Below are 17,781 nucleotides of genomic sequence, written 5' to 3'. Positions count from 1 at the left end.
TTACGCGTACGAACAGTGCTCGTGCAATGAGCCGGAAGTTTCGACCGGAAAAGAGTAGCGCGACGAATCGCGCCAGAACTTAATTACCGAACACGCTGTTTTCAGCGTGCACTTTTTGACGATCCACCGCCTGCAAACGCCAGAAGCCGCTAGTCGCCTTGCGTGTTTGCAGCGCGGTCCATGCAGCGGCGCCTTGCGCGGCGCTCACTCGCTCCTTGCGATCGACGTGCAGACCGCGCAACGTACAAAGCGGCGCGTCGGCGCTCGGTGCGCACAGCGTGGTCACGCCGTTTTCGTCGCGCAGTTCGCCCCATGGGGGCAGGTCGATCCCTTGATGCGCTTCTCTCGACCACCGATGTTCATCGGTATCGAGCCAGAGCACAGCGTAATCATGGCTTACGGTGGGATCGGAACCGTTAATCAGGATGGTCAGTCGCATATCAGTTCCGTTCATAAATTGCGAAGGGCTTTATCAGTCTAGGCGGCGCGGCGCTTTATGCAAGACAAAGGCATGATGTGCGAATGGAAAATCAAGTCGCCAAAAGGTTTGACGAGGTACGGTGAATCCTTACTGCGCCGCGGCGTACGGGATATGCATGCAGTAACGACCACATGCAGACCGCGAGCCGCGACAAATCAACGCAGCCGAGGGTGGCTCAAGCGAGATCGAGCGAAGCGGTCAGATCGCCGAGCGGCGCGAGTCCGTTGCCTGCGAATGCCTTGTCGCGCGCGACCACGCCATCGAGTGGCGCGAGTCCATGCACACGGCTAATGAAACGCAGAATCGAGTTCGTGTCGTACACGGTGTGATCGACATAACCCTTCTTCGCCAGCGGCGAGATCACGAGCGCGGGAACGCGCGAACCCGGACCCCAGCGATCGCCGATCGGCGGCGCGACGTGGTCCCACCAACCGCCGTTCTCGTCGACGGTGACGATCACGACCGTGTTCTGCCATTGCGGGCCGCGCTGGATGTGCTCGATCAGCGTCGAGATGTGACGGTCGCCCGAGGCGACGTCCGCATAGCCCGCGTGCATGTTCAGGTCGCCCTGCGGTTTATAGAACGTCACGGTCGGCAAACGTCCCGCGTCGATGTCGGCAATCAGGCGATTGGTCGACGCGTCGTTACCCATGCCGCCGTCGCGCAGATAGCGGCGGCGCGCGGCGGTGCCCGGCGCGTAATTGGCGAAGTAGTTAAACGGCTGATGGTGGTACTGGAAGTCGGGCATCGACCCCGTATCGCGATGATCGAGCGCGAATTGCCACGCGCCGCTGTACCACGCCCAGTCGATGCCCTTGCCGGTGAGCCGGTCGCCGATCGTCGCGTAATTCTGCGGCGGCATCACCCGCGGGTTCGACGGATCCGCGAAAGCCGGGTCGCCGCCTTCGGCCGGACGCACGCTGCTCGGCTGATACGGCGGCGCCATCGTGTTGACTGCGTAGCCGTCGGCGGTGAAAGCGCCGTCATTGACGAACTTCGGCGGACCGTCGAGCGCCGACGCAGGCGAATTGGGCGCGAGCTTCAAACGGGTGCCGGTCGGATCGTCGCCTTCCACGACCGACACCATCTTCTTCGCCGGACTGTTGTGGATGTCCGGATAGTAGGGCGCCTGCGCCGAGATCAGGAAGATATGGTTCAGCCAGGAGCCGCCGAAGGCGGCCATGAAGAAGTTGTCGCACAGCGTGTACTGCTGCGCGAGATTCCACAGACGCAGCGTGTCGGCGGAATTGCGGTAGTGCCCCATCACAAGGCCGCCGGAATCGCCCCACGCGGCGAACTGGTTGTTGCGCCCCGCGTTGATCTGCATCTGGTTCTGATAGAAGCGATGGATGAGGTCGCGCGTGATCACGCCGGTCGGCAGCGGCGCGCCGTGCGCGTCGACGATGCGGAACGGCCGGTTGCGCAGATGATCGAGATCCTTTTCGCCGATCATGTAGCGCTTGCCGTCCACTTCCTGCGCCTGCGGCACGAGCCCGCCCCAGATCTCCGGCAGCCGCGGCAGCGGCGTCTTGCCATCGCGGTCGAGCTGGACGTATTGCTCGGCGGTGACCGCGTCGAGCGGATGCTGGACGCCGGGGTAGTTGCCGTACAGGTTCGCGAAGCTGCGATTCTCCGCGTAGATCACCACGATGTTCTTCACCTGATCGTGCAGCGCAGCGTCGAGCCGCAAGTCGGCGGCGCTGCGCGGCGGCCCGTTGCCCGCGAGTTCCTCGCCTGTTTTGCAGCCGGTCAGCGCAAGGCCGAGGCCGACCGCCGCGAGACCGGTCAGGACGCGCCGGCGTTCGGGATCGTCGGGGGCGTCGTTGGTGCTATCGATTGAATCGGGGTTGCCCAGTTTCGGCGGCAGGTGAGGATCGTGGTCGGTCATCGGTGAGTTCCGAAGGAGACGTGACGGTCGCATCGGCGCCGCTCGAAGCGGCGCGCGCGACACCGGTTACGGGTCCGCCGAGGCTGGCAGGCCTCGCGGCTTTACGGCAGCCGACGCTTGACGCGCCAACTGTGATGCGTGGCATCGACGGCCAATAGTAGCCAGTGCCGTGCGTCGATCGGATGACGTTTTTGCGTCGCATAACGGTCGACGGTCAATTCGAGTTCGTCATGTGCGCGCCGATGGCAGGTGGCGTGCGCACCGGAACCGTCCGCGAATTCGACGCGCGCCTCTGCGACGTTTGACGCGCAGGCCGGCTCGGGAAGATTCGCGATGCGCACCGCGCAGCCCGGATAAAGATGCGAGTCGGCAACCTGAATCTGGACCGCGTTGGACATGACGTGGCCTCCTACGCTTGGGCGGCGCGAGCGAGCGGCTGGAATACACCGCGCCGCCGGACCGGATCAAAGCATAGCACCCCGCATGGCTGATTCGCCGCATGCTTCGCGCATCATCCTGAATTGAACCCGATGAACCGCATAGAGACGGCAGCCAGGATGGCAAAAGAAGAGCAGACAGGAGTGGGACGCAGGCAGGTCAAACCCCGGGCGGCGGCAGCCTCCGCGGCACAACACCAACCGGCGCAGTCGCACGCGCAGAGCGCGGACGTGTCCGCTTCCGCCAACGACGACGGCGCCGGCGGATCGACATATCTCGTGCCCGGCCTCGAACGCGGCCTGCGCTGTACGAAATCGTGCTCCCGATCGGCCTGCTCGCGTCGAGCGCGCTCGGTGCCTGGATCGTGCCGCGCTTCGGCTGGCAGGCGATGTACTTGCGGTCGCGGCGTTGGTGCTCGGCGTGCTCGGATCGCTGGCCTGCGCGTTACTGGTCGACAAGGTGGGACGCAAGCCGATCATCAGTATCTCGTTCCTGCTTGCGCGTTGTCGCTGGCCATGGCGGGTGTGTTTCACGGCTCGTCGGTGTACGTGGTCGCAACCTGCTGCGCGCTGGCGCTCGGCTTTCTCGCCAGCGGCTTCATCGCGGCCTATGTGTACACGCCGGAGCTGTACCCGACCAGCATCCGCGCGATGGGCTGCGGTGTCGGCGGCGCGTGGCTGAAGGTAGCGGCGATCTTCGCGCCGGCGATCGTGTCGAAGACGATTATCGGCGGCAACCTGGAAGTGGCGTTCTATATCCTCGCCGCCGTGCCGTTCCTCGCGGCGGTCGCGGTGCACTTCCTCGGTATCGAAACCAAGGGCAAGGTGCTGGAGCAGCTCGAGGCTTGACCGGGACTGCGTGATGACCGCTTGAGCAGTAAAACGAAAGGCGCACCGGGTGGTGCGCCTTTCGTCTTTGATGAGCCTTGATGAAGCGCTGAGCGCTAAAGCGCTTTGCGATAAATCACGAAGCCGGACTTATCCGCGAGCTTGTCATAGAGCTGCATCGCGGTGTGATTCGTCTCATGCGTCTGCCAGTAGACGCGTCGCGCACCGTCGGCTTTTGCGCGCGCATAGACGGCCTCGATCAGCGCGCGGCCGACACCCTTGCCGCGCTCGCTATCGAGCGTGTACAGGTCCTGCAGATAGCAGATCGGCCCCGCCATCGTCGTATGACGGTGATAGAGAAAATGCACGATGCCCTGCAACTGCCCGGCGCGTTCCGCGACGAACGCATGCATCGGCTCGTAGCCGTCGAAAAAGCGATTCCACGTGATTTGCGTGATCTCGCGCGGCAACGCGCTCTCGCCCGAGCGGCCATAAAACGCGCTGTAGGCGTCCCATAGCGGGAGCCATGCATCGAAATCGTCACGGGTGACGGCGCGAATCTGCAGCGGGGCGGACATGTGGGCGGCTCCTTTGGAAAGCTGTGGAACCGCCAGCATAAAAAATTTGCGACGCGATTGTTAGCTCCACCCCACGCGCAAAATCTGGAGCCACGACGCGTGCGACAGTGCGGTGAGCCGATGCATCACCGCATACCGCGAGTCAGTGCTTGCGATGTTGCTTGTGAAGCAGCTCGTTGCGGACCTTCTTCGCGGCGAACAGCGGCACGTAGTCGAACACGCGCGCCTCGTTCCGGAATTCGGCGAGCGTATCGGCGTACATGCGCGATACCGTTTCCGCGGGCGTGTCGGTTTCCTCGGCGATGCTTCGGACCACTTCGTCTACATTCGGCTCAGGCTGGGACATGGTCTCTCTCCGGGTAGGACGGCAGGCTGGATGGATGGTACGCGGACGGTAGGAGTCCATTACAGGATGCGAATCGCGAGCGCGCCAATTGAATCGACCTATCGTTCGACTGATTTCACAGAGATTTTTTTCTTGCGCTGCGGCAAGCGCCCCCGCGGTGAGGCCGTGCGGAAAATCAACTGGGTGCGCGGTGGTGAATACCCGGGAAACGCACAGGGCTAAGCGACCGCCGTCTCTACCTCTGCACTTTCTGCGCTACATGCGCGATCCGGTCGCGCACGACGCCGATCGCCTGCTTGAGCGCGTAAACATCCTGAAAGTAGCGATACGGAATTCGGATCTGGCTAGCATTCGCGTCGATGCTTTCAATCTCCTCACTCCATTGCGCGATCTGCGCGCGAGACGGCTCGGCGTTCCTCCACACTTCGTCCTCGAGCGCCTTGATCGCCCGGTACCACACGAACAGGCGCTTCTTCATACGCGCTTCGAGCATGCGCGGCAGCGCCTGCGCGAGGCCGATCAGCAGCGCGAGGAACGGCACCAGAATCAGCAGCCGCCGTTCGATCAGACTCGCGAGCCAGAACGGCAGGTAGCGATACAGAAACGGCCGGCCCGATTTGAAGTACCGCACGCTTTCGTCGGAGATCGGGAATTCTTCGGTGTTCACGTTGGGGAACGTGCCGAGCGGCGTGAAGTAGTCCTCGGCGCCGTGCACCGTGCGCGCCGCGTCGAGCAGCAGATAGACGAGCGCCGGATGCAGCGTGTCCTTCGACACGAGCAGCGCCGTCGCCGCAAGCAGCGTGACGTCGCTGCGCGGCAGATCGTCGGCGACGCTCGTCGAGGCACGCGGCAAGATGATCTTCGACAGCGACGGGAATTTTTGCGCCAGTGCATCGGCCTGCGCGAAGCTCATCAGCTTCAGGTTGCTGGTGAGCAGCGTGTGCTGCATGTCGGCGTCGGGCCGGCCAATGAAGAATGCCGCGTCGACCTGACCGCTTTCGAGCCCCTGGTATGCGGCGTTCGCGTCCATCTGCAGCAGCGTCGAGTTCTGACTCGTGACGCCGCTATAGCCGAGCAGCACTTGCGAGACGTTGAGCAACCCGCTGCCTGGCACGCCCATCGAAATGCGCTTGCCGCGCAGTTGCGACAGCCGGTCGATCGTCGCATCGCCGCGATAGAACACCCAGATCGGCTCGTACGACACGGCGGCGATGGTTTGCAGATTGTCGGTGTCATTCGGACTGGTCGTGCCCGACTGGATGAAGCCGACCTGATAGGCGCTGTCCGGGTCCGCGAGCCGCTGGTAGTTTTCGACCGAGCCCGACGAGCTACGGATGTCGAGCTTGATGCCTTCGCGCTTGAGCAACGGCGCGTAGCGATCGGCGAAGCCGCGATAGATGCCGCCGTCCGCGCCGGAGGTGATGACGATCGTGCGCTGGAACGCGGGCTCGAGTACGAGCGCGAGCATCCAGCCGAATGCGGCGATGAGCACGATCGCGCCGACGATTAGAAGACGCCGGCGCCGCCGCGTCATCGGGGTTCTCGGGCTGCGCGACAGCGCGGGGTCTGGTCTCGGCATCGTTACCCGGTTTGGTCAGGTCCGGCCTTGGTGACTAATGGGATGGAGGCGGTCTCTATTTCCTCAACTTTACGATATCAGGGAGATTTATTCGATATTTGTCACCCTGTCTGAAAATAGAAATCGGGTGGCACACGTAGTTGCCGTTAATGAGATTGGCAAATGGCGAGGTTGCCCAGCGGACTCGACACATGACTGGAACCGGGTTGCTGGGCCAGGGCGCCCAGCAGAAAACGTGGTGTGCTGGAACCTTCCGATCAACCTGAACTTTGAAATGCAACGTGCAGGAGTACATCATGGCGACAGACGCGACGATCGAAGCAGCAACGCCAGAATAATTCGACATCCTTAAAGGACCGATGGGGTGCCGGCGCGCATAATCGCAGCGGTTGACGCATTGGCCGCGTAGGTCAAGGAAGCATGCGACGCGGCCATTGCCACCCGCGAAGCGGTCAGAGCCGACGACGTGGCGTTCATTGGTCGAGATGCCCGTAACCACCGTCAAGATTTGTCAAAGCGGGACGTCACCGACAGCCGAACAACGTTAGTCATCGTTCGTCAGGAGAACTGCGAAACGACGTGTCGATTCGAACGTGGAAAACGCAATGACCAGGCCGACGGTGATCGGCACTGCGAGGAAGGCGCCCGCGATGCCCCAGATCGACGACCACACCGCCAGACTGATCAGGATCACCGCGGGGCTCAGGTTCATTGAGCCGCCCATCAGCCACGGGTCAAGGAGATGGCCGACCACGAAGTTCGCGAGCGTGAGCGAGATGAACAGCACGATCGCCGCGTTCCACTGGCCGAACTGCAGCGCGGCGAGCAGCGTCGGCACCGCGACCGAGATCCACGAGCCCGCATACGGGATGAAGTTCAGTAGGCCGGCCAGCACCGCCCAAAGCTCCGCGAATTCGAGTCCGACGAGCCGCATGCAGATCCAGCTCGCGATGCCAAGGATCGCGCCGAGCAGGGTCTTCATCGCGAGATAGACGCCGATCTTCGAGTTGATCTCGTCGATTACCGACACGATCCGCGTCGAGTCGCCCGCGAAGTTCACGAGCTTGCGGCGGTATTTCGCGTGCTCGATGAGAAAGAACGTCGCATAAAGCAGCACGACGATGATCGCCGCGAGCAGCGACGACACCGACGACAGCGTGGCGGTTATGATCGCCTGCACGTTGACGCTCGCTAACAGATCGCGGCGGATCGCAGCCCAGTTGGCCTCCGTTTCGATGTGCAGCAGCGCGGCGAACTTCGTAAACAGTACGAGCAGCGTCGCCTCGTACTTCGGCGCGACGGCCATCAGCCGGTCCCTGTCGGACAGCAGCAGGTCGACCGACAGGTAGACCGTGAAGAGCATCAGCGTCGCAGCGATCGCGTGGCGCAGGCCGTCCCGCAGGCGTGCACCGAGGTAGGGAATGCGGCGCAGCAGGTTGGCGAGACCGAAGACCACGTACGTCGCGATGATGCCGAACGCAATTGGCACCAGCACGGGGCGGCCGACATACAGTCCCCACCCGAGCAGTGTGGCGAGCACGGCCGCACATGTGCATTTCAGCAGACCCGGGTTCATGCGTTTCCTCGCGAGCAGCGCTGCCTGGCGGGTTGTGGGCCGCCGCGTCAGTCGCAGCGGGACTTTTCGTCGGATAGCGTCGGGTCGGTGGTGCGGCGCTTGCGCCGTCCTCGCCACAGCAGGCTGACGACGAACGCGACGACACCCGCGCCGATCACGATCGCCATCGCAGCCGGCAGGTGCGAGCGGACCCACGGCACGTTGCCGAAAAAATACCCGGAACCCGCAAGTGAGCCTATCCAGATCACCGCGCCACCGGTCGCGAAGCGCACGAAGCGGCGAAACGGCATCTTCGTCGCGCCGGCGAGCGCGGGCGCGACCGCCCGGACGATTGCGATGAACGGAGAGTACAGCAGCAGCGCGGCGCCATGACGTAAGTAGAGCGCGCGCGTTCGCGCAGTCACCTTGTCGATCCAGCCGCTGCGCTTCGGGTTCCATACCGACGCGACGGCACGTGCCAGCGCATAGTTGAACACTTTTCCTGCAACCGCGGCCGCGACCAGCAACGGCGCGAGCCACACAGGCTGCAGCACGCCGACGGCAGCGAGCGCGCCGGACAGGAACAGGAGCATGTCCGCGGGCAGAATGACGAGCGGCAGTACGCCGACACTGCAGAAGACGATCGCCCCGAGGATTGCGTAGGCCAACGGGCCATGCTGGACCAGCAGCGCTTCGAGGTCCTGGTCCAGTTGCAAGACGAATTGCACGAACGTGGCCATGTGTGCCGGCTACGTGTCCGTTGGTGGAGGGGGAAGTATAGCGGCAAGCCCGCAGCAGTCCCGCACTGTGTGCCTGGCGGGCGCAATCGCGTTGCGCATCTTGACGTCGCGAGCAGCCGGCCACGGCTGTATGGTCGCATCTTTCGCGCGTTTCTCAACGCCGGGCGCCGCCGGCGACGGAAACCGTCGGGGCAATGCTTTCGTGCCGGCCGTCCCGTTCGCGTGCAGCCGCATCGCGAGATTTTGGTAGTACGCCAACTTTACCGAGTAGGGGTGAAAGCCGCGCAGACAGGGCCGCGCCGAAGTCAGCAGTTTGACAGCTTCCTGCTGGGCATTACAGAGGCCAGCGACACATCAAGGAATCGGAAGCGCCGCGCAGAAATGAGTCTGTGATCGACCGTTAACTGATCGAAGCCGACATCTCAATGTCCTAATTACGACCTTTGCGAAGGGCCGTATATGGACTCCTCCTCGCCCGACTAGCGCACGGCGCATGATTAACGACGTGTTCGACCGGTCAACGAGGAGGAACCCGAGATGGACATTATTCGCGTTGGGATTGATCTCGCAAAAAACGTTTTCCAGGTGCACGGCGTCGATCGAAGCGAGAAGCCGGTGTGGCGCCGCAAGCTTACCCGTAGGGAATGGCTGGACGTCTTGCAGCGAACCGTTCCTTTGCGCGCCGTGATAGGGATGGAAGCCTGCAGCGGTGCACATCATTGGGCGCGGCGTCTTCAGGTGATCGGATACACGGTCAAGCTGATCGCCCCGCAGTTGGTGAAGCCGTACGTCAAGAGTAACAAAAACGACGCAAACGACGCCGAAGCTATCTGTGAAGCGATGAGTCGGCCAGGCATGCGTTTCGTCGCCGTCAAGACCATCGGGCAGCAAGACGTGCAGGCAGTTCACCGCGTTCGCGCCGGATTGATGGAGCAACGTAACGCAAAGGCAAATCAGATCCGCGACCTGACTTCCGAGTACGGCATCGTGGCGCCCAGAGAGATTCTCCAGTTGCGCCGCGCTGTTCCTGTTTGGTTGGAAGACGTGAACAGCGGTCTGAGCGACCGTTTCCGGCGCCTGCTCACGGGGCTGTGGGAAGATCTGCGTTCCCTGGACGACCGGATCCGCGAACTCGACCGCGAAATTGCCGCAATTGCTGCAATTGCCGCATCCGATCCAGTAGCTAGACGTCTGCAGCAACTACGTGGTATCGGGCCGATGGTAGCAACCGCGCTAATCGCAACCGTGGGCGATGCCAGACAGTTCGCCAATGGCCGACAGATGGCCGCGTCGCTCGGAACGGCTGCTAGGAATTAGTAAGGGAGGCGACGCCTACGTGCGCTGCCTGTTAATTCACGGTGCGCGCGCGATGATCCAGATGGCCAGACGACGGACTGATGCACTAAGGCAAAGCTGAACAAGCGGGTAAATCGGCGACGTGTCAGCGATTTGAACTTCGCCAAGTGATGAGGCCGAGCTTAAGCCCTTGCTTTTCGGCCCTCGCAGGCCTGTTGGGCGGGCACTTTGCCCGCCTTTCGCCCACTATGGGCGTACCGGTGCCATCAGTTTCTTGCGCGACAGGTAGACGTTCGCCAGTGCGAGCGCGACGAAACGCCCGGTTGGCGTTCTTTGCCAGCCCTCGATAGCGCACCTTGGTAAATCCCCACAGGCGCTTCACAACCGCGAAGACGTGTTCGACTCGCGCCCGGATCTTCGACTTGTTGCGGTTCTTGCCGCGCTGCACCTCGTCGACTTCGCCGCCCGCACGGCGCGTGCGCTGATTGGTATAGTCGCGCGCCCTGGGCGCCTTGCTGTGGATCAGTGCCTTCTGGCTCGCATAGGCGCTGTCGCCGTAGACGCGCCGCTCCTGCCCGTGCAGCAATTGCGGCAGTGGATGCTTGTCATGCACATTGGCGGGCGTGAGCACCGCGCTGTGCGCCAGGCCGCTCTGGCTGTCCACACCGATGTGCAGCTTGGCGCCGAAATACCATTGGCGACCCTTGCGGGTCTGATGCATCTCGGGGTCGCGCGCCTTCTGCTCATTCTTCGTCGAGCTCGGCGCGCCGATGATCGTCGCGTCCACGATGGTGCCGCTTTTGAGCTTCATGCCGCTGGCCTGAAGGACCCGGCCGACTTCGGCAAACAATTGCTCGCCCAGTTTGTGCGTCTCCAGCAGGCGCCGGAATTTGAGCAGCGTCGTCGCATCGGGCACAGCTTCGCAACCCAGGTCAATTCCGGCAAAGCGACGCAGGCTGGCGCTGTCGTAGAGGGCCTCTTCGCAAGCGAAGTCGGCCAGATTGAACCAGTGCTGCACGAAGTGGATCCGCAGCATGCGCTCCAGACCAATTGGCGGGCGGCCATTGCCGCGCTTCGGATAATGCGGCTCGATCACCGCGCACAACTGCGACCATGGCACGATCGCATTCATCGTGTCGAGAAACTCGTCGCGCCGCGTGCGTTTGCGGTGGGTCTCGAAACCCGCACCTTGATCGGCTGCCATCGCCAGCGTCTGCTGTTTCATCCTGTTCTGCCTTCCTCGTTTAATCCGATCTCTATAACGCTTGACGTGCCAGATTGGTGGACTTAATCAGTGTTGCCCTAAGTCTGTGGATTATGCGCATAGCGGGAGACCGGCACCCGAATATTGCAGCCGTGGCACTGGCAAACAAGACGGCTCGAATTGCCTGGGCGATGATCACAAGGGAAACTGACTATCAGCCGGAGCTTGCTGCGCACTGAAACCGAGAGCAACCAGCTGTACCTTCATCCACGATTGCCAAACAAGCCGCACGATGGCCAACAGGTCGAACCGGCGCTGATCAAACCCGCGAAGGACCGAGGCCTCGAGCCCGTAGGAGCGATTGGGAGTCAGCGCGCGAATAGCCCATCAGGGTCCGTTGCCTCGCAGAGGCACATTTGTACGAGACCGGATATACGTGAGCGATCGACAATGAGGCTTGATAGGCGACATGTTTGCAAACGAGGAGGAGTCCATATACATATACGGACCTTCGGCCCCAAAGTGCAAATTGGTGACAATCGATTCGGCGCGATAGTATTCGCACAAGAAGTAAGCCTCGCGAATCCTTTGACCGGAAGCCGTTCCCAATGAACATCGCCTTTTCCGATACAACCGAGTCCGACGCCGACACACTGGTCGCCATCCGTATCGCCGCGATGCGCGAGAGTCTGGAGCGCATCGGTCGTTTCGACCCGCAGCGTGCCCGCGAGCGCTTCCTCGGGTCATTCGACCCTGCGCGGTGTCGATTCATAGAGGTCGATGGCGTTCGGTCGGGCTTTATCCTCATTCGCCCACAGGCAGACTACTGGCTACTGGACCATCTTTACATTCTGCCGGCGCACCAAGGGAAAGGAATCGGCGCAGCCGTCTTGCGGGACGTCTTCGCGAATGCCGACGCGCAACGCATGCCAATCCGCCTCTGTGCTCTACGAGGCAGTGATTCAAACCGCTTCTACCAGCGGTATGGATTTGTAAAGGCTGACGAAGGAGAATGGGATATCTACTATGTGCGTCAGCCAATCGAAACACAGGAAGAAAGCTAGGCTGCATTGGTATTCATAGGGCGCGGCCCATCGCTGGAGTCGGCGACAGAAGTTCGAGCGTCCAGACGCCTAACCATGTACTGCGGAGTTCGGCCACTTTCGGCCGTTCGACAAGGCCGTTCAGATCCGCGACAATCGCCTCCGATGCCGAGGTTCGGTTTTCCATCTCAACGGTTCGACTTTCCTATGCGGGTGGCATTTTGAATGACGAGAGCTACATCGGTTGGTTAAGACAGAAGGTCGGTAATGGTTTGATACTGAGCCCGTCGGTTGCGGCCGTGATTCACGATCACGAGGGCAGACTTCTCTTGCAAGAGAAATCTTCGGATGAGGCTTGGAGTTTGCCAGCTGGGGGAGTTGAACTGGGTGAAAGCCCCCAAGAAGCAATTGCCCGGGAGGTGATGGAAGAGACCGGATACGCCATCCGCATTCATGGCATTCTCGGCGTCTTCGGCGGCCGAGCATTCCGATACACGTATCCCAATGGCGATCAGGTTGAATACGTTGCGACGTTGTTTCAGTGCAAGATCACTGGCGGTTCCGGAATTCCTACCGACACCGAAACCAAGGTCACCCGGTATTTCAAAAGGCACGAAATGCCCGAACTGGCATTACCGTATTCGATCGACGATTTGTTCCGCAAGTTCTAAAAGCTGATGGCAAGCCAGCTACGCGTGATCGGCAGCGGCCGGCGGCGGAGGCGGATTCAACCGGTCGCAGCCTCGCGAGGCTCAGGCCGCATATGCCAATCGCATGAGGCAGCGCGCGGCCACTTTGAGACGTTCGACACGACCGGCCGAATCGTCGACAATCAGCCTTCGAAATTCTCTTAATTCAGACTGACGCAGAAGAGCTATGACAGCAACTGTTACTGATATCTCGACGCTCGTCCACGAATTTTGGACACTCATGGGCTCAAACGACTTTGCGTCAGTCGAGTCAGTGCTAAGTGAGCAATTCATCCTCGAATGGCCCCAGTCGAACGAACGCATCAGAGGCGCGGCGCGGTTTGCGCAAATGAACTCGGAGTATCCGGCAGAAGGGCCCTGGCGCTTTACGGTGAACCGAGTCGTCGCCAACACCGGTCATGAAGCAGTATCCGATGTGACCGTTACCGACGGTGCGTTGACGGCGCGAGCCATATCGTTTTTCTCAGTCGAAGCCGGGAAGATTACTAAGATTGTCGAATACTGGCCCGAGCCTTATGCTGCGCCCGTCAATAGAGCGCATCTTGTTGAGCTCATCGACGAGGAGAGCCCATATTGACTGGTGTGTCGTGGCTAGATCACCGGCACGGACCGGCCAATTTGAGACCTTCGACAACGCTGGATAGATCGTCGACAATGGTCAAATGAATACGGATAGCCGTCGTCTTCGCTCGTCGTCCGGCAATCTGCTCTCCCATTCGACCCGCTTCTTCAGCCATGACTATCGCCTTCGAATCACCCGATCAACCTGACGTGATCGCCCTCATTGCAGATCTGGACGTGTACCAAGACACCCTGTACCCGCCGGAGAGCAGGCACGCTCTCGACCTCGCATCGTTGAAGCTTCCTAATGTCCTGTTCGCCGTTGCGCGGGACGTTGAGGGTCACGCAATCGGCTGTGGGGCGATAGTCCTCCACTCTGATTTTGGCGAACTCAAACGCATGTACGTAAGTCCTCGCGGCCGAGGTCAAGGTGTCGCGAAAAAGCTCATGTCACAGCTTGAGTCGCGGGCAAGAGACGTTGGGTGCAAGCTGATCAAGCTCGAAACCGGACCGTACCAACACGAGGCGCTGGCGTTGTACGAATCAACTGGCTATGAGCGTCGGGGACCGTTTGGCGATTACGCGAACGACCCGCTGAGCGTGTTCATGCAGAAACGCATTGCCACGTGAGACGTGGCTTCGCACGGATACGCGATATTTCCGAGCAGGTTCGAAACCATTTGCGGGCGTTGAAGTCTTGCTGCCGCTTAACCTTTTGCTATCGGATGCACGCCGCCCGTAATTTCGATGCGCCGGCCGCACATGCAAAACGCATGAGACCCTGACCGGCCAACAGCGGACGATCGACCTCAGCGGACAGATCGCTGACAATGTCAAACTGTTATGTCTTGCATGCGATGACGTTATCCGGGAGAGGGTTTATATGCGACGAATTCTTGCGATTGGTGGATTTTCCAACGGCGAGTCGGAGTTGCTCGCCGCTACATATATTCGCGACCTGACCGGGAAACCAAATCCCAGAATTTGTCTTCTCTCTACCCCGGCCGCTGACCCGCCAATGTTAATCAATGATTTTGATGCCATTTACGGGAAGCTCGGTTGCCAAACCTCCAACGTTACCTTCTACGGCGTGGCAGGCACCCACTGCGTTCGGGCGGATAATGCCGCAGCGCATCTGCTTCAGCAGGACGCGATCTTCGTCAGCGGCGGCAATCCACGATGCGCATTGGCGCTGTGGAAAGAGTGGGGTCTGGTGCTCAGACAAGCGTGGGAAAGTGGCGTCCTGTTGTCCGGGATGAGCGCTGGGGCGATTTGCTGGTTTGACCATCACGTACCGTCGCCAGCCAATCGCAATCTTCCGCTTCCCCCCGGCCTCGGAATTCTACCGGGCAACTGCGACGTCCATTTTCATGCGGGTGACGGAACTCGCCGAAAAGAACTACTGCAAACGATGCGGATACTCGCGATGCCTTCGGCGATCGCAATCGACGACGATGCGGCGGTATTGTATGAGGGCGACGCTATCGCAGCGGTGCTATCCTGGCGCGAGGGTGCTACTGCATATCAACTGGAAGGCCATCCTGACGGGGTGACCGAACGCCCGTTGCACGCAAAGGCGATCGGCTCGCTTCGCTACGAACCCGAGCGTCGACCGATTTCCCTATCACTTGCGGCGAAGGAAGCGTGCGTTGGACGATATCAACTTATGAGCCCGATGGAGGTACTGATCACCATTGAGGGTGAACAACTCTTTGCCCAATATGGCAGTCAACCAAAACACGAGATTTTCCCGGAAAGCGTAGATCGGTTCTTCCTGAAAATCATCGATGCTCAAGTGACCTTTGAAAAAGACCGAAGTGGGAGAGTCGCTTCGCTTGTCCATCATCAGAACGGTCGTGATACGCGTGGCGTGAGACTTCAAGATAAAGATAGCAATGGGCTGTGATCGGCCAACAACGGCATTCGACGCGGCGCCTTGAACCGGCGACAATTATTTAGCGTCGATTCTAACGATCCGACGTCTTGAACGCTTTATCGAAGCCAACGTGGGGCGTGAAATGAAAACTGATTGGCGATTGATTCGTGAAGTTTTAAATGCGGCTATCGATAGCTGCGAGCGTTTGGAACAGGCAGGCTATGCCGCAGAGCACCGCAGTCGTTCTGTCCAAGTAAACGGACAGCAAGTGAGCGTGCAGGAGTTCCTGATTAGCGCGTGGACGTTACCCGAGGGTGCCCGCTACGAAGTAATCCGGGCGCGTCAAGACAAGGATCTCGACCTACCTTATGTTCCGGAAGCGGCGCGGATTCTCACTGCGGTAGCCGCCGCATGTGCAGAACTTATAGGCGCTGGGGATATGCCACCGGCCGAACCGTATATGCGGGGAATGATTGATTGGTATCGGAACCACTTCGATCCCAACGTGCAACGCGCAATTTCGACGGCCCCCTAGCCGCGTGGGTGGTCACAAGGATCAGGAGGTCGAACGTCCGTTTTGTGGAACGTCGAAAGTCCGAAGTGGGTCGGTTTGGTGCGTTCGCCGTCGGCCCGCGTTCGGCCAACATCGGCCAGTCAAGGTCAATGCCCAGATCGTCAACTGCGTGCGTGTCGGTCGACGCGAGTGTTAGCGACCCGATAACGATGAGTTGCTCCAGCGTTCATACAATGCTGCGATATCCGTGGCACAGAGCAACTTCATCGACTTGGCGATCTCGTCCAGCGGCCAGTCCCACCAGTTCATCTCAAGGAGCATCCCGATCTCATCGTCCGAAAAGCGCTTTCGGATCGGCTTTGCCGGATTCCCGCCGATGATCGTATAGGGTTCAACGTCCTTCGTGACAACGGCGCAACTCCCGATCACGGCACCGTGACCGATGTGAACACCTGGCATGATCATCGTTTCGGAACCGATCCAGACGTCATTCCCGACAACCGTATCGCCGGCGGGTTCGAATGCATCGCAGGCGTCAGCAAACGCCGGTTCTTCCGTCATGTAGAAGAAGGGAAATGTGGTTACCCAATCGTTCCGGTGCCCCTGGTTGCCCGCCATCATGAACGTCGCACCACTTCCGATAGAGCAGAAGCTACCGATGATCAGCCTGTCGACACCTGTGCGGTCTGGCAACAGGTAGCGTGCACAGTCATCAAAGGAGTGTCCGTGATAGTAGCCAGAGTAGTAGCTGTAACGCCCCACGATGATGTTGGGATTGGTTACCTGCTCTGAAAGCGGCTTCCCCTTGAAGGGGCTGTCGAAGTAATTCTTCATAAAGGGACCACGCTGTAGTCTGGGGTGCGTTTATCGTTCGAGCACGAAGGTTACGAGGAAATCCGGTAGCGGCAAACCTGAGCCGTGCGGCAGAATCTTTTCGTCAATGACGGTCGGGACCAGTTTCGCCGGTTTCAGCCAACTCCGGTCAGTCGACGCCGCCGCGTAAATTCGCGACAATCAGAGAGAATTCCGGTCGCTCACGGCGCAGCGTCAAGCTCACATCCTGGCGTCAGCCAGTGGTCATCTACGCCCGACGATCACATTCGAGCAGCCCGTACAGCGCGCTATCCGACACCTCATCGCCAACTATCCAGCGATCACGCAACAACCCTTCGCGGACAAATCCGAGCCGTTCGAGAAGAAGCGCCGAGGCTACATTTCGTGGGTCGATATCCGCCTCAATCCGGCGTAAATTCAGCGTGCCGAACGCGTGCTCGATCAGCGCGGAAACCGCCTCACTCATATATCCGTTTCCCCAATGCTTGCGTTGCAGACCAAAGCCTATCTCCGCGCGTCGGCATTGCTCGTCTGCATGAAAGAGAGCGCAATCACCGAGCACTTCGCCGGTTGTCTGCAACTCGACTGCACAGATGAAGTCTTGGCCGCCAGTTGACCTCTTCAATTTACGTGCGACTCGATCCGTTGCCTGATCCAGGGAAGTCATCGCCGGAAACGAAAAATAGCGCATCGCTTCCGCGTCCGACCAGATCGCGAACAGTGGTTGCGCGTCTTCATGACGAAGCGGCCGCAGAACGAGGCGTGGGGTAGTCAGCGTGACGGGCTCGAATAATGGCATGACGAGGGCAGGGCACCGGAAATAGATGACCCCATTAGAACATGTGGGTCGAGAGCCAACAACCGCACGCATCGAACCGCGTGGCAGCACAGCCTTTGTGCGGCCACTTTCGCGATTTACCTCTGTCGCTTATCCTTTGGACTGTCCGTTGGCAAGATTAATCAATATTTTCGCAAGGTCGGGAGGGTCCGTGTGGCTCGTGGATGGACATTTAAACTGGACCTGTGTTAGCGAAGCGCACGCGGCACTTGTTGCCACGAGGCAAACTGCCAGGAAAAGCGCCTTATTCGACAACATAGTATCGGGTGCCGTCATCAACGCGGATACCAATGCCGCGACGGAAACGGATACGGATAGTAACGCGCACACTATCGAACCCAGCCCATCAAGACAAGCAGTACTCGATTTCCAGATAGTGACGATCCGCTGACAAGGCCGTCCAGATTGCGATTCAGCTTCTCGCGAGCGAGAAACAACCTCTTCAATGTGATGCAATGTGTCGGGTAGCTCCA

General features: G+C 60.1%; 18 protein-coding genes and 3 pseudogenes. 9 read left to right on the top strand and 12 right to left on the bottom strand.

Features of this window, described 5'->3' with window-relative positions; all coding sequences use genetic code 11:
* Positions 1 to 79: 79 nt before the first annotated feature.
* The 3 genes from OKW28_RS08305 to OKW28_RS08295 all read right to left on the bottom strand — a co-directional run bounded on the left by OKW28_RS08305 (position 80) and on the right by OKW28_RS08295 (position 2,767).
* Positions 80 to 439, bottom strand: coding sequence for a DUF3564 domain-containing protein (locus OKW28_RS08305; protein ID WP_129956126.1), 360 nt, complete (start codon positions 437 to 439; stop codon positions 80 to 82).
* Between the two features lie 217 nt (positions 440 to 656).
* Positions 657 to 2,369: an acid phosphatase gene (locus tag OKW28_RS08300; protein ID WP_429444691.1), complete on the bottom strand. Its 1,713-nt coding sequence runs from the start codon at positions 2,367 to 2,369 to the stop codon at positions 657 to 659.
* Between the two features lie 101 nt (positions 2,370 to 2,470).
* A complete protein-coding gene (locus tag OKW28_RS08295; RefSeq protein WP_184030734.1) occupies positions 2,471 to 2,767 on the bottom strand; it encodes a hypothetical protein in 297 nt (98 codons plus the stop codon).
* Positions 2,768 to 3,173: 406 nt separating this feature from the next.
* Between OKW28_RS08295 and OKW28_RS08290 the strand changes: the two are divergent.
* Positions 3,174 to 3,655, top strand: a pseudogene (locus OKW28_RS08290) (MFS transporter); the annotation flags it as partial.
* Positions 3,656 to 3,750: 95 nt separating this feature from the next.
* On the opposite strand, the gene OKW28_RS08285 reads toward OKW28_RS08290, so the two are convergent.
* The 5 genes from OKW28_RS08285 to OKW28_RS08265 all read right to left on the bottom strand — a co-directional run bounded on the left by OKW28_RS08285 (position 3,751) and on the right by OKW28_RS08265 (position 8,432).
* Positions 3,751 to 4,212: an N-acetyltransferase family protein gene (locus tag OKW28_RS08285; RefSeq protein ID WP_429444690.1), complete on the bottom strand. Its 462-nt coding sequence runs from the start codon at positions 4,210 to 4,212 to the stop codon at positions 3,751 to 3,753.
* Between the two features lie 142 nt (positions 4,213 to 4,354).
* Positions 4,355 to 4,558 carry a DUF3562 domain-containing protein gene (locus OKW28_RS08280; RefSeq protein ID WP_429444688.1) on the bottom strand — a complete coding sequence of 68 codons (204 nt, stop codon included), beginning with the start codon at positions 4,556 to 4,558 and terminating at the stop codon, positions 4,355 to 4,357.
* A 235-nt stretch (positions 4,559 to 4,793) separates the two neighbouring features.
* Complete coding sequence (locus tag OKW28_RS08275; RefSeq protein WP_429444686.1) at positions 4,794 to 6,092, bottom strand: TAXI family TRAP transporter solute-binding subunit; 1,299 nt, start codon at positions 6,090 to 6,092, stop codon at positions 4,794 to 4,796.
* Between the two features lie 589 nt (positions 6,093 to 6,681).
* The gene (locus OKW28_RS08270) at positions 6,682 to 7,713 is read right to left on the bottom strand and encodes an AI-2E family transporter (RefSeq protein ID WP_429444684.1); all 1,032 of its coding nucleotides are present in this window, start codon (positions 7,711 to 7,713) and stop codon (positions 6,682 to 6,684) included.
* Positions 7,714 to 7,760: 47 nt separating this feature from the next.
* Positions 7,761 to 8,432 carry a DedA family protein gene (locus OKW28_RS08265; protein ID WP_429444682.1) on the bottom strand — a complete coding sequence of 224 codons (672 nt, stop codon included), beginning with the start codon at positions 8,430 to 8,432 and terminating at the stop codon, positions 7,761 to 7,763.
* A gap of 537 nt (positions 8,433 to 8,969) precedes the next feature.
* On the opposite strand from OKW28_RS08265, the pseudogene OKW28_RS08260 reads away from it, so the two are divergent.
* Positions 8,970 to 9,837 (top strand): annotated as a pseudogene (locus tag OKW28_RS08260) (IS110 family transposase); the annotation flags it as partial.
* A 137-nt stretch (positions 9,838 to 9,974) separates the two neighbouring features.
* Here the strand turns inward: OKW28_RS08260 and OKW28_RS08255 are convergent.
* Positions 9,975 to 10,953 (bottom strand): IS5 family transposase gene (locus tag OKW28_RS08255; protein ID WP_429444680.1). Its coding sequence is split into 2 segments (ribosomal slippage): positions 9,975 to 10,037 and positions 10,039 to 10,953, totalling 978 coding nucleotides; the frame shifts between segments, so codons are not numbered across the junction.
* Positions 10,954 to 11,027: 74 nt separating this feature from the next.
* On the opposite strand from OKW28_RS08255, the pseudogene OKW28_RS08250 reads away from it, so the two are divergent.
* The 4 genes and pseudogenes from OKW28_RS08250 to OKW28_RS08235 all read left to right on the top strand — a co-directional run.
* Positions 11,028 to 11,171, top strand: a pseudogene (locus OKW28_RS08250) (IS110 family transposase); the annotation flags it as partial.
* Positions 11,172 to 11,540: 369 nt separating this feature from the next.
* Positions 11,541 to 11,996 (top strand): GNAT family N-acetyltransferase, encoded by a 456-nt coding sequence (locus OKW28_RS08245; RefSeq protein WP_429444678.1) that lies wholly within the window; start codon positions 11,541 to 11,543, stop codon positions 11,994 to 11,996.
* Positions 11,997 to 12,196: 200 nt separating this feature from the next.
* Positions 12,197 to 12,646, top strand: a complete 450-nt coding sequence (locus OKW28_RS08240) for an NUDIX domain-containing protein (RefSeq protein WP_429444676.1) — start codon at positions 12,197 to 12,199, stop codon at positions 12,644 to 12,646.
* 205 nt (positions 12,647 to 12,851) lie between these two features.
* A complete protein-coding gene (locus tag OKW28_RS08235; RefSeq protein WP_429444674.1) occupies positions 12,852 to 13,262 on the top strand; it encodes a nuclear transport factor 2 family protein in 411 nt (136 codons plus the stop codon).
* Between the two features lie 19 nt (positions 13,263 to 13,281).
* On the opposite strand, the gene OKW28_RS08230 is transcribed toward OKW28_RS08235, so the two are convergent.
* On the bottom strand, positions 13,282 to 13,422 hold the full coding sequence (locus OKW28_RS08230) for a hypothetical protein (RefSeq protein WP_429444673.1): 141 nt from the start codon (positions 13,420 to 13,422) through the stop codon (positions 13,282 to 13,284).
* Here OKW28_RS08230 and OKW28_RS08225 point away from each other — a divergent pair.
* From OKW28_RS08225 to OKW28_RS08215, 3 genes are all read left to right on the top strand, one after another.
* Positions 13,421 to 13,876, top strand: coding sequence for a GNAT family N-acetyltransferase (locus tag OKW28_RS08225; protein ID WP_429444670.1), 456 nt, complete (start codon positions 13,421 to 13,423; stop codon positions 13,874 to 13,876). The genes OKW28_RS08230 and OKW28_RS08225 overlap by 2 nt on opposite strands.
* Positions 13,877 to 14,129: 253 nt before the next feature.
* Positions 14,130 to 15,152, top strand: coding sequence for a Type 1 glutamine amidotransferase-like domain-containing protein (locus tag OKW28_RS08220; RefSeq protein WP_429444668.1), 1,023 nt, complete (start codon positions 14,130 to 14,132; stop codon positions 15,150 to 15,152).
* Positions 15,153 to 15,264: 112 nt separating this feature from the next.
* Entirely contained in the window at positions 15,265 to 15,657 is a 393-nt protein-coding gene (locus OKW28_RS08215; protein WP_429444666.1) for a hypothetical protein, read from the top strand.
* Positions 15,658 to 15,828: 171 nt separating this feature from the next.
* On the opposite strand, the gene catB is transcribed toward OKW28_RS08215, so the two are convergent.
* The gene (gene catB / locus OKW28_RS08210) at positions 15,829 to 16,470 is read right to left on the bottom strand and encodes a type B chloramphenicol O-acetyltransferase (protein ID WP_429444664.1); all 642 of its coding nucleotides are present in this window, start codon (positions 16,468 to 16,470) and stop codon (positions 15,829 to 15,831) included.
* Positions 16,471 to 16,717: 247 nt separating this feature from the next.
* Positions 16,718 to 17,269, bottom strand: a complete 552-nt coding sequence (locus OKW28_RS08205; protein ID WP_429444662.1) for a GNAT family N-acetyltransferase — start codon at positions 17,267 to 17,269, stop codon at positions 16,718 to 16,720.
* Positions 17,270 to 17,781: the final 512 nt, after the last annotated feature.

The organism is Paraburkholderia sp. 40, from assembly GCF_050434105.1.
Classification (GTDB): Bacteria; Pseudomonadota; Gammaproteobacteria; order Burkholderiales; family Burkholderiaceae; genus Paraburkholderia; species Paraburkholderia tuberum.
The sequence above is the reverse complement of the archived record's forward strand: the minus strand, read 5'-3'. Positions and strand labels throughout refer to the sequence as shown.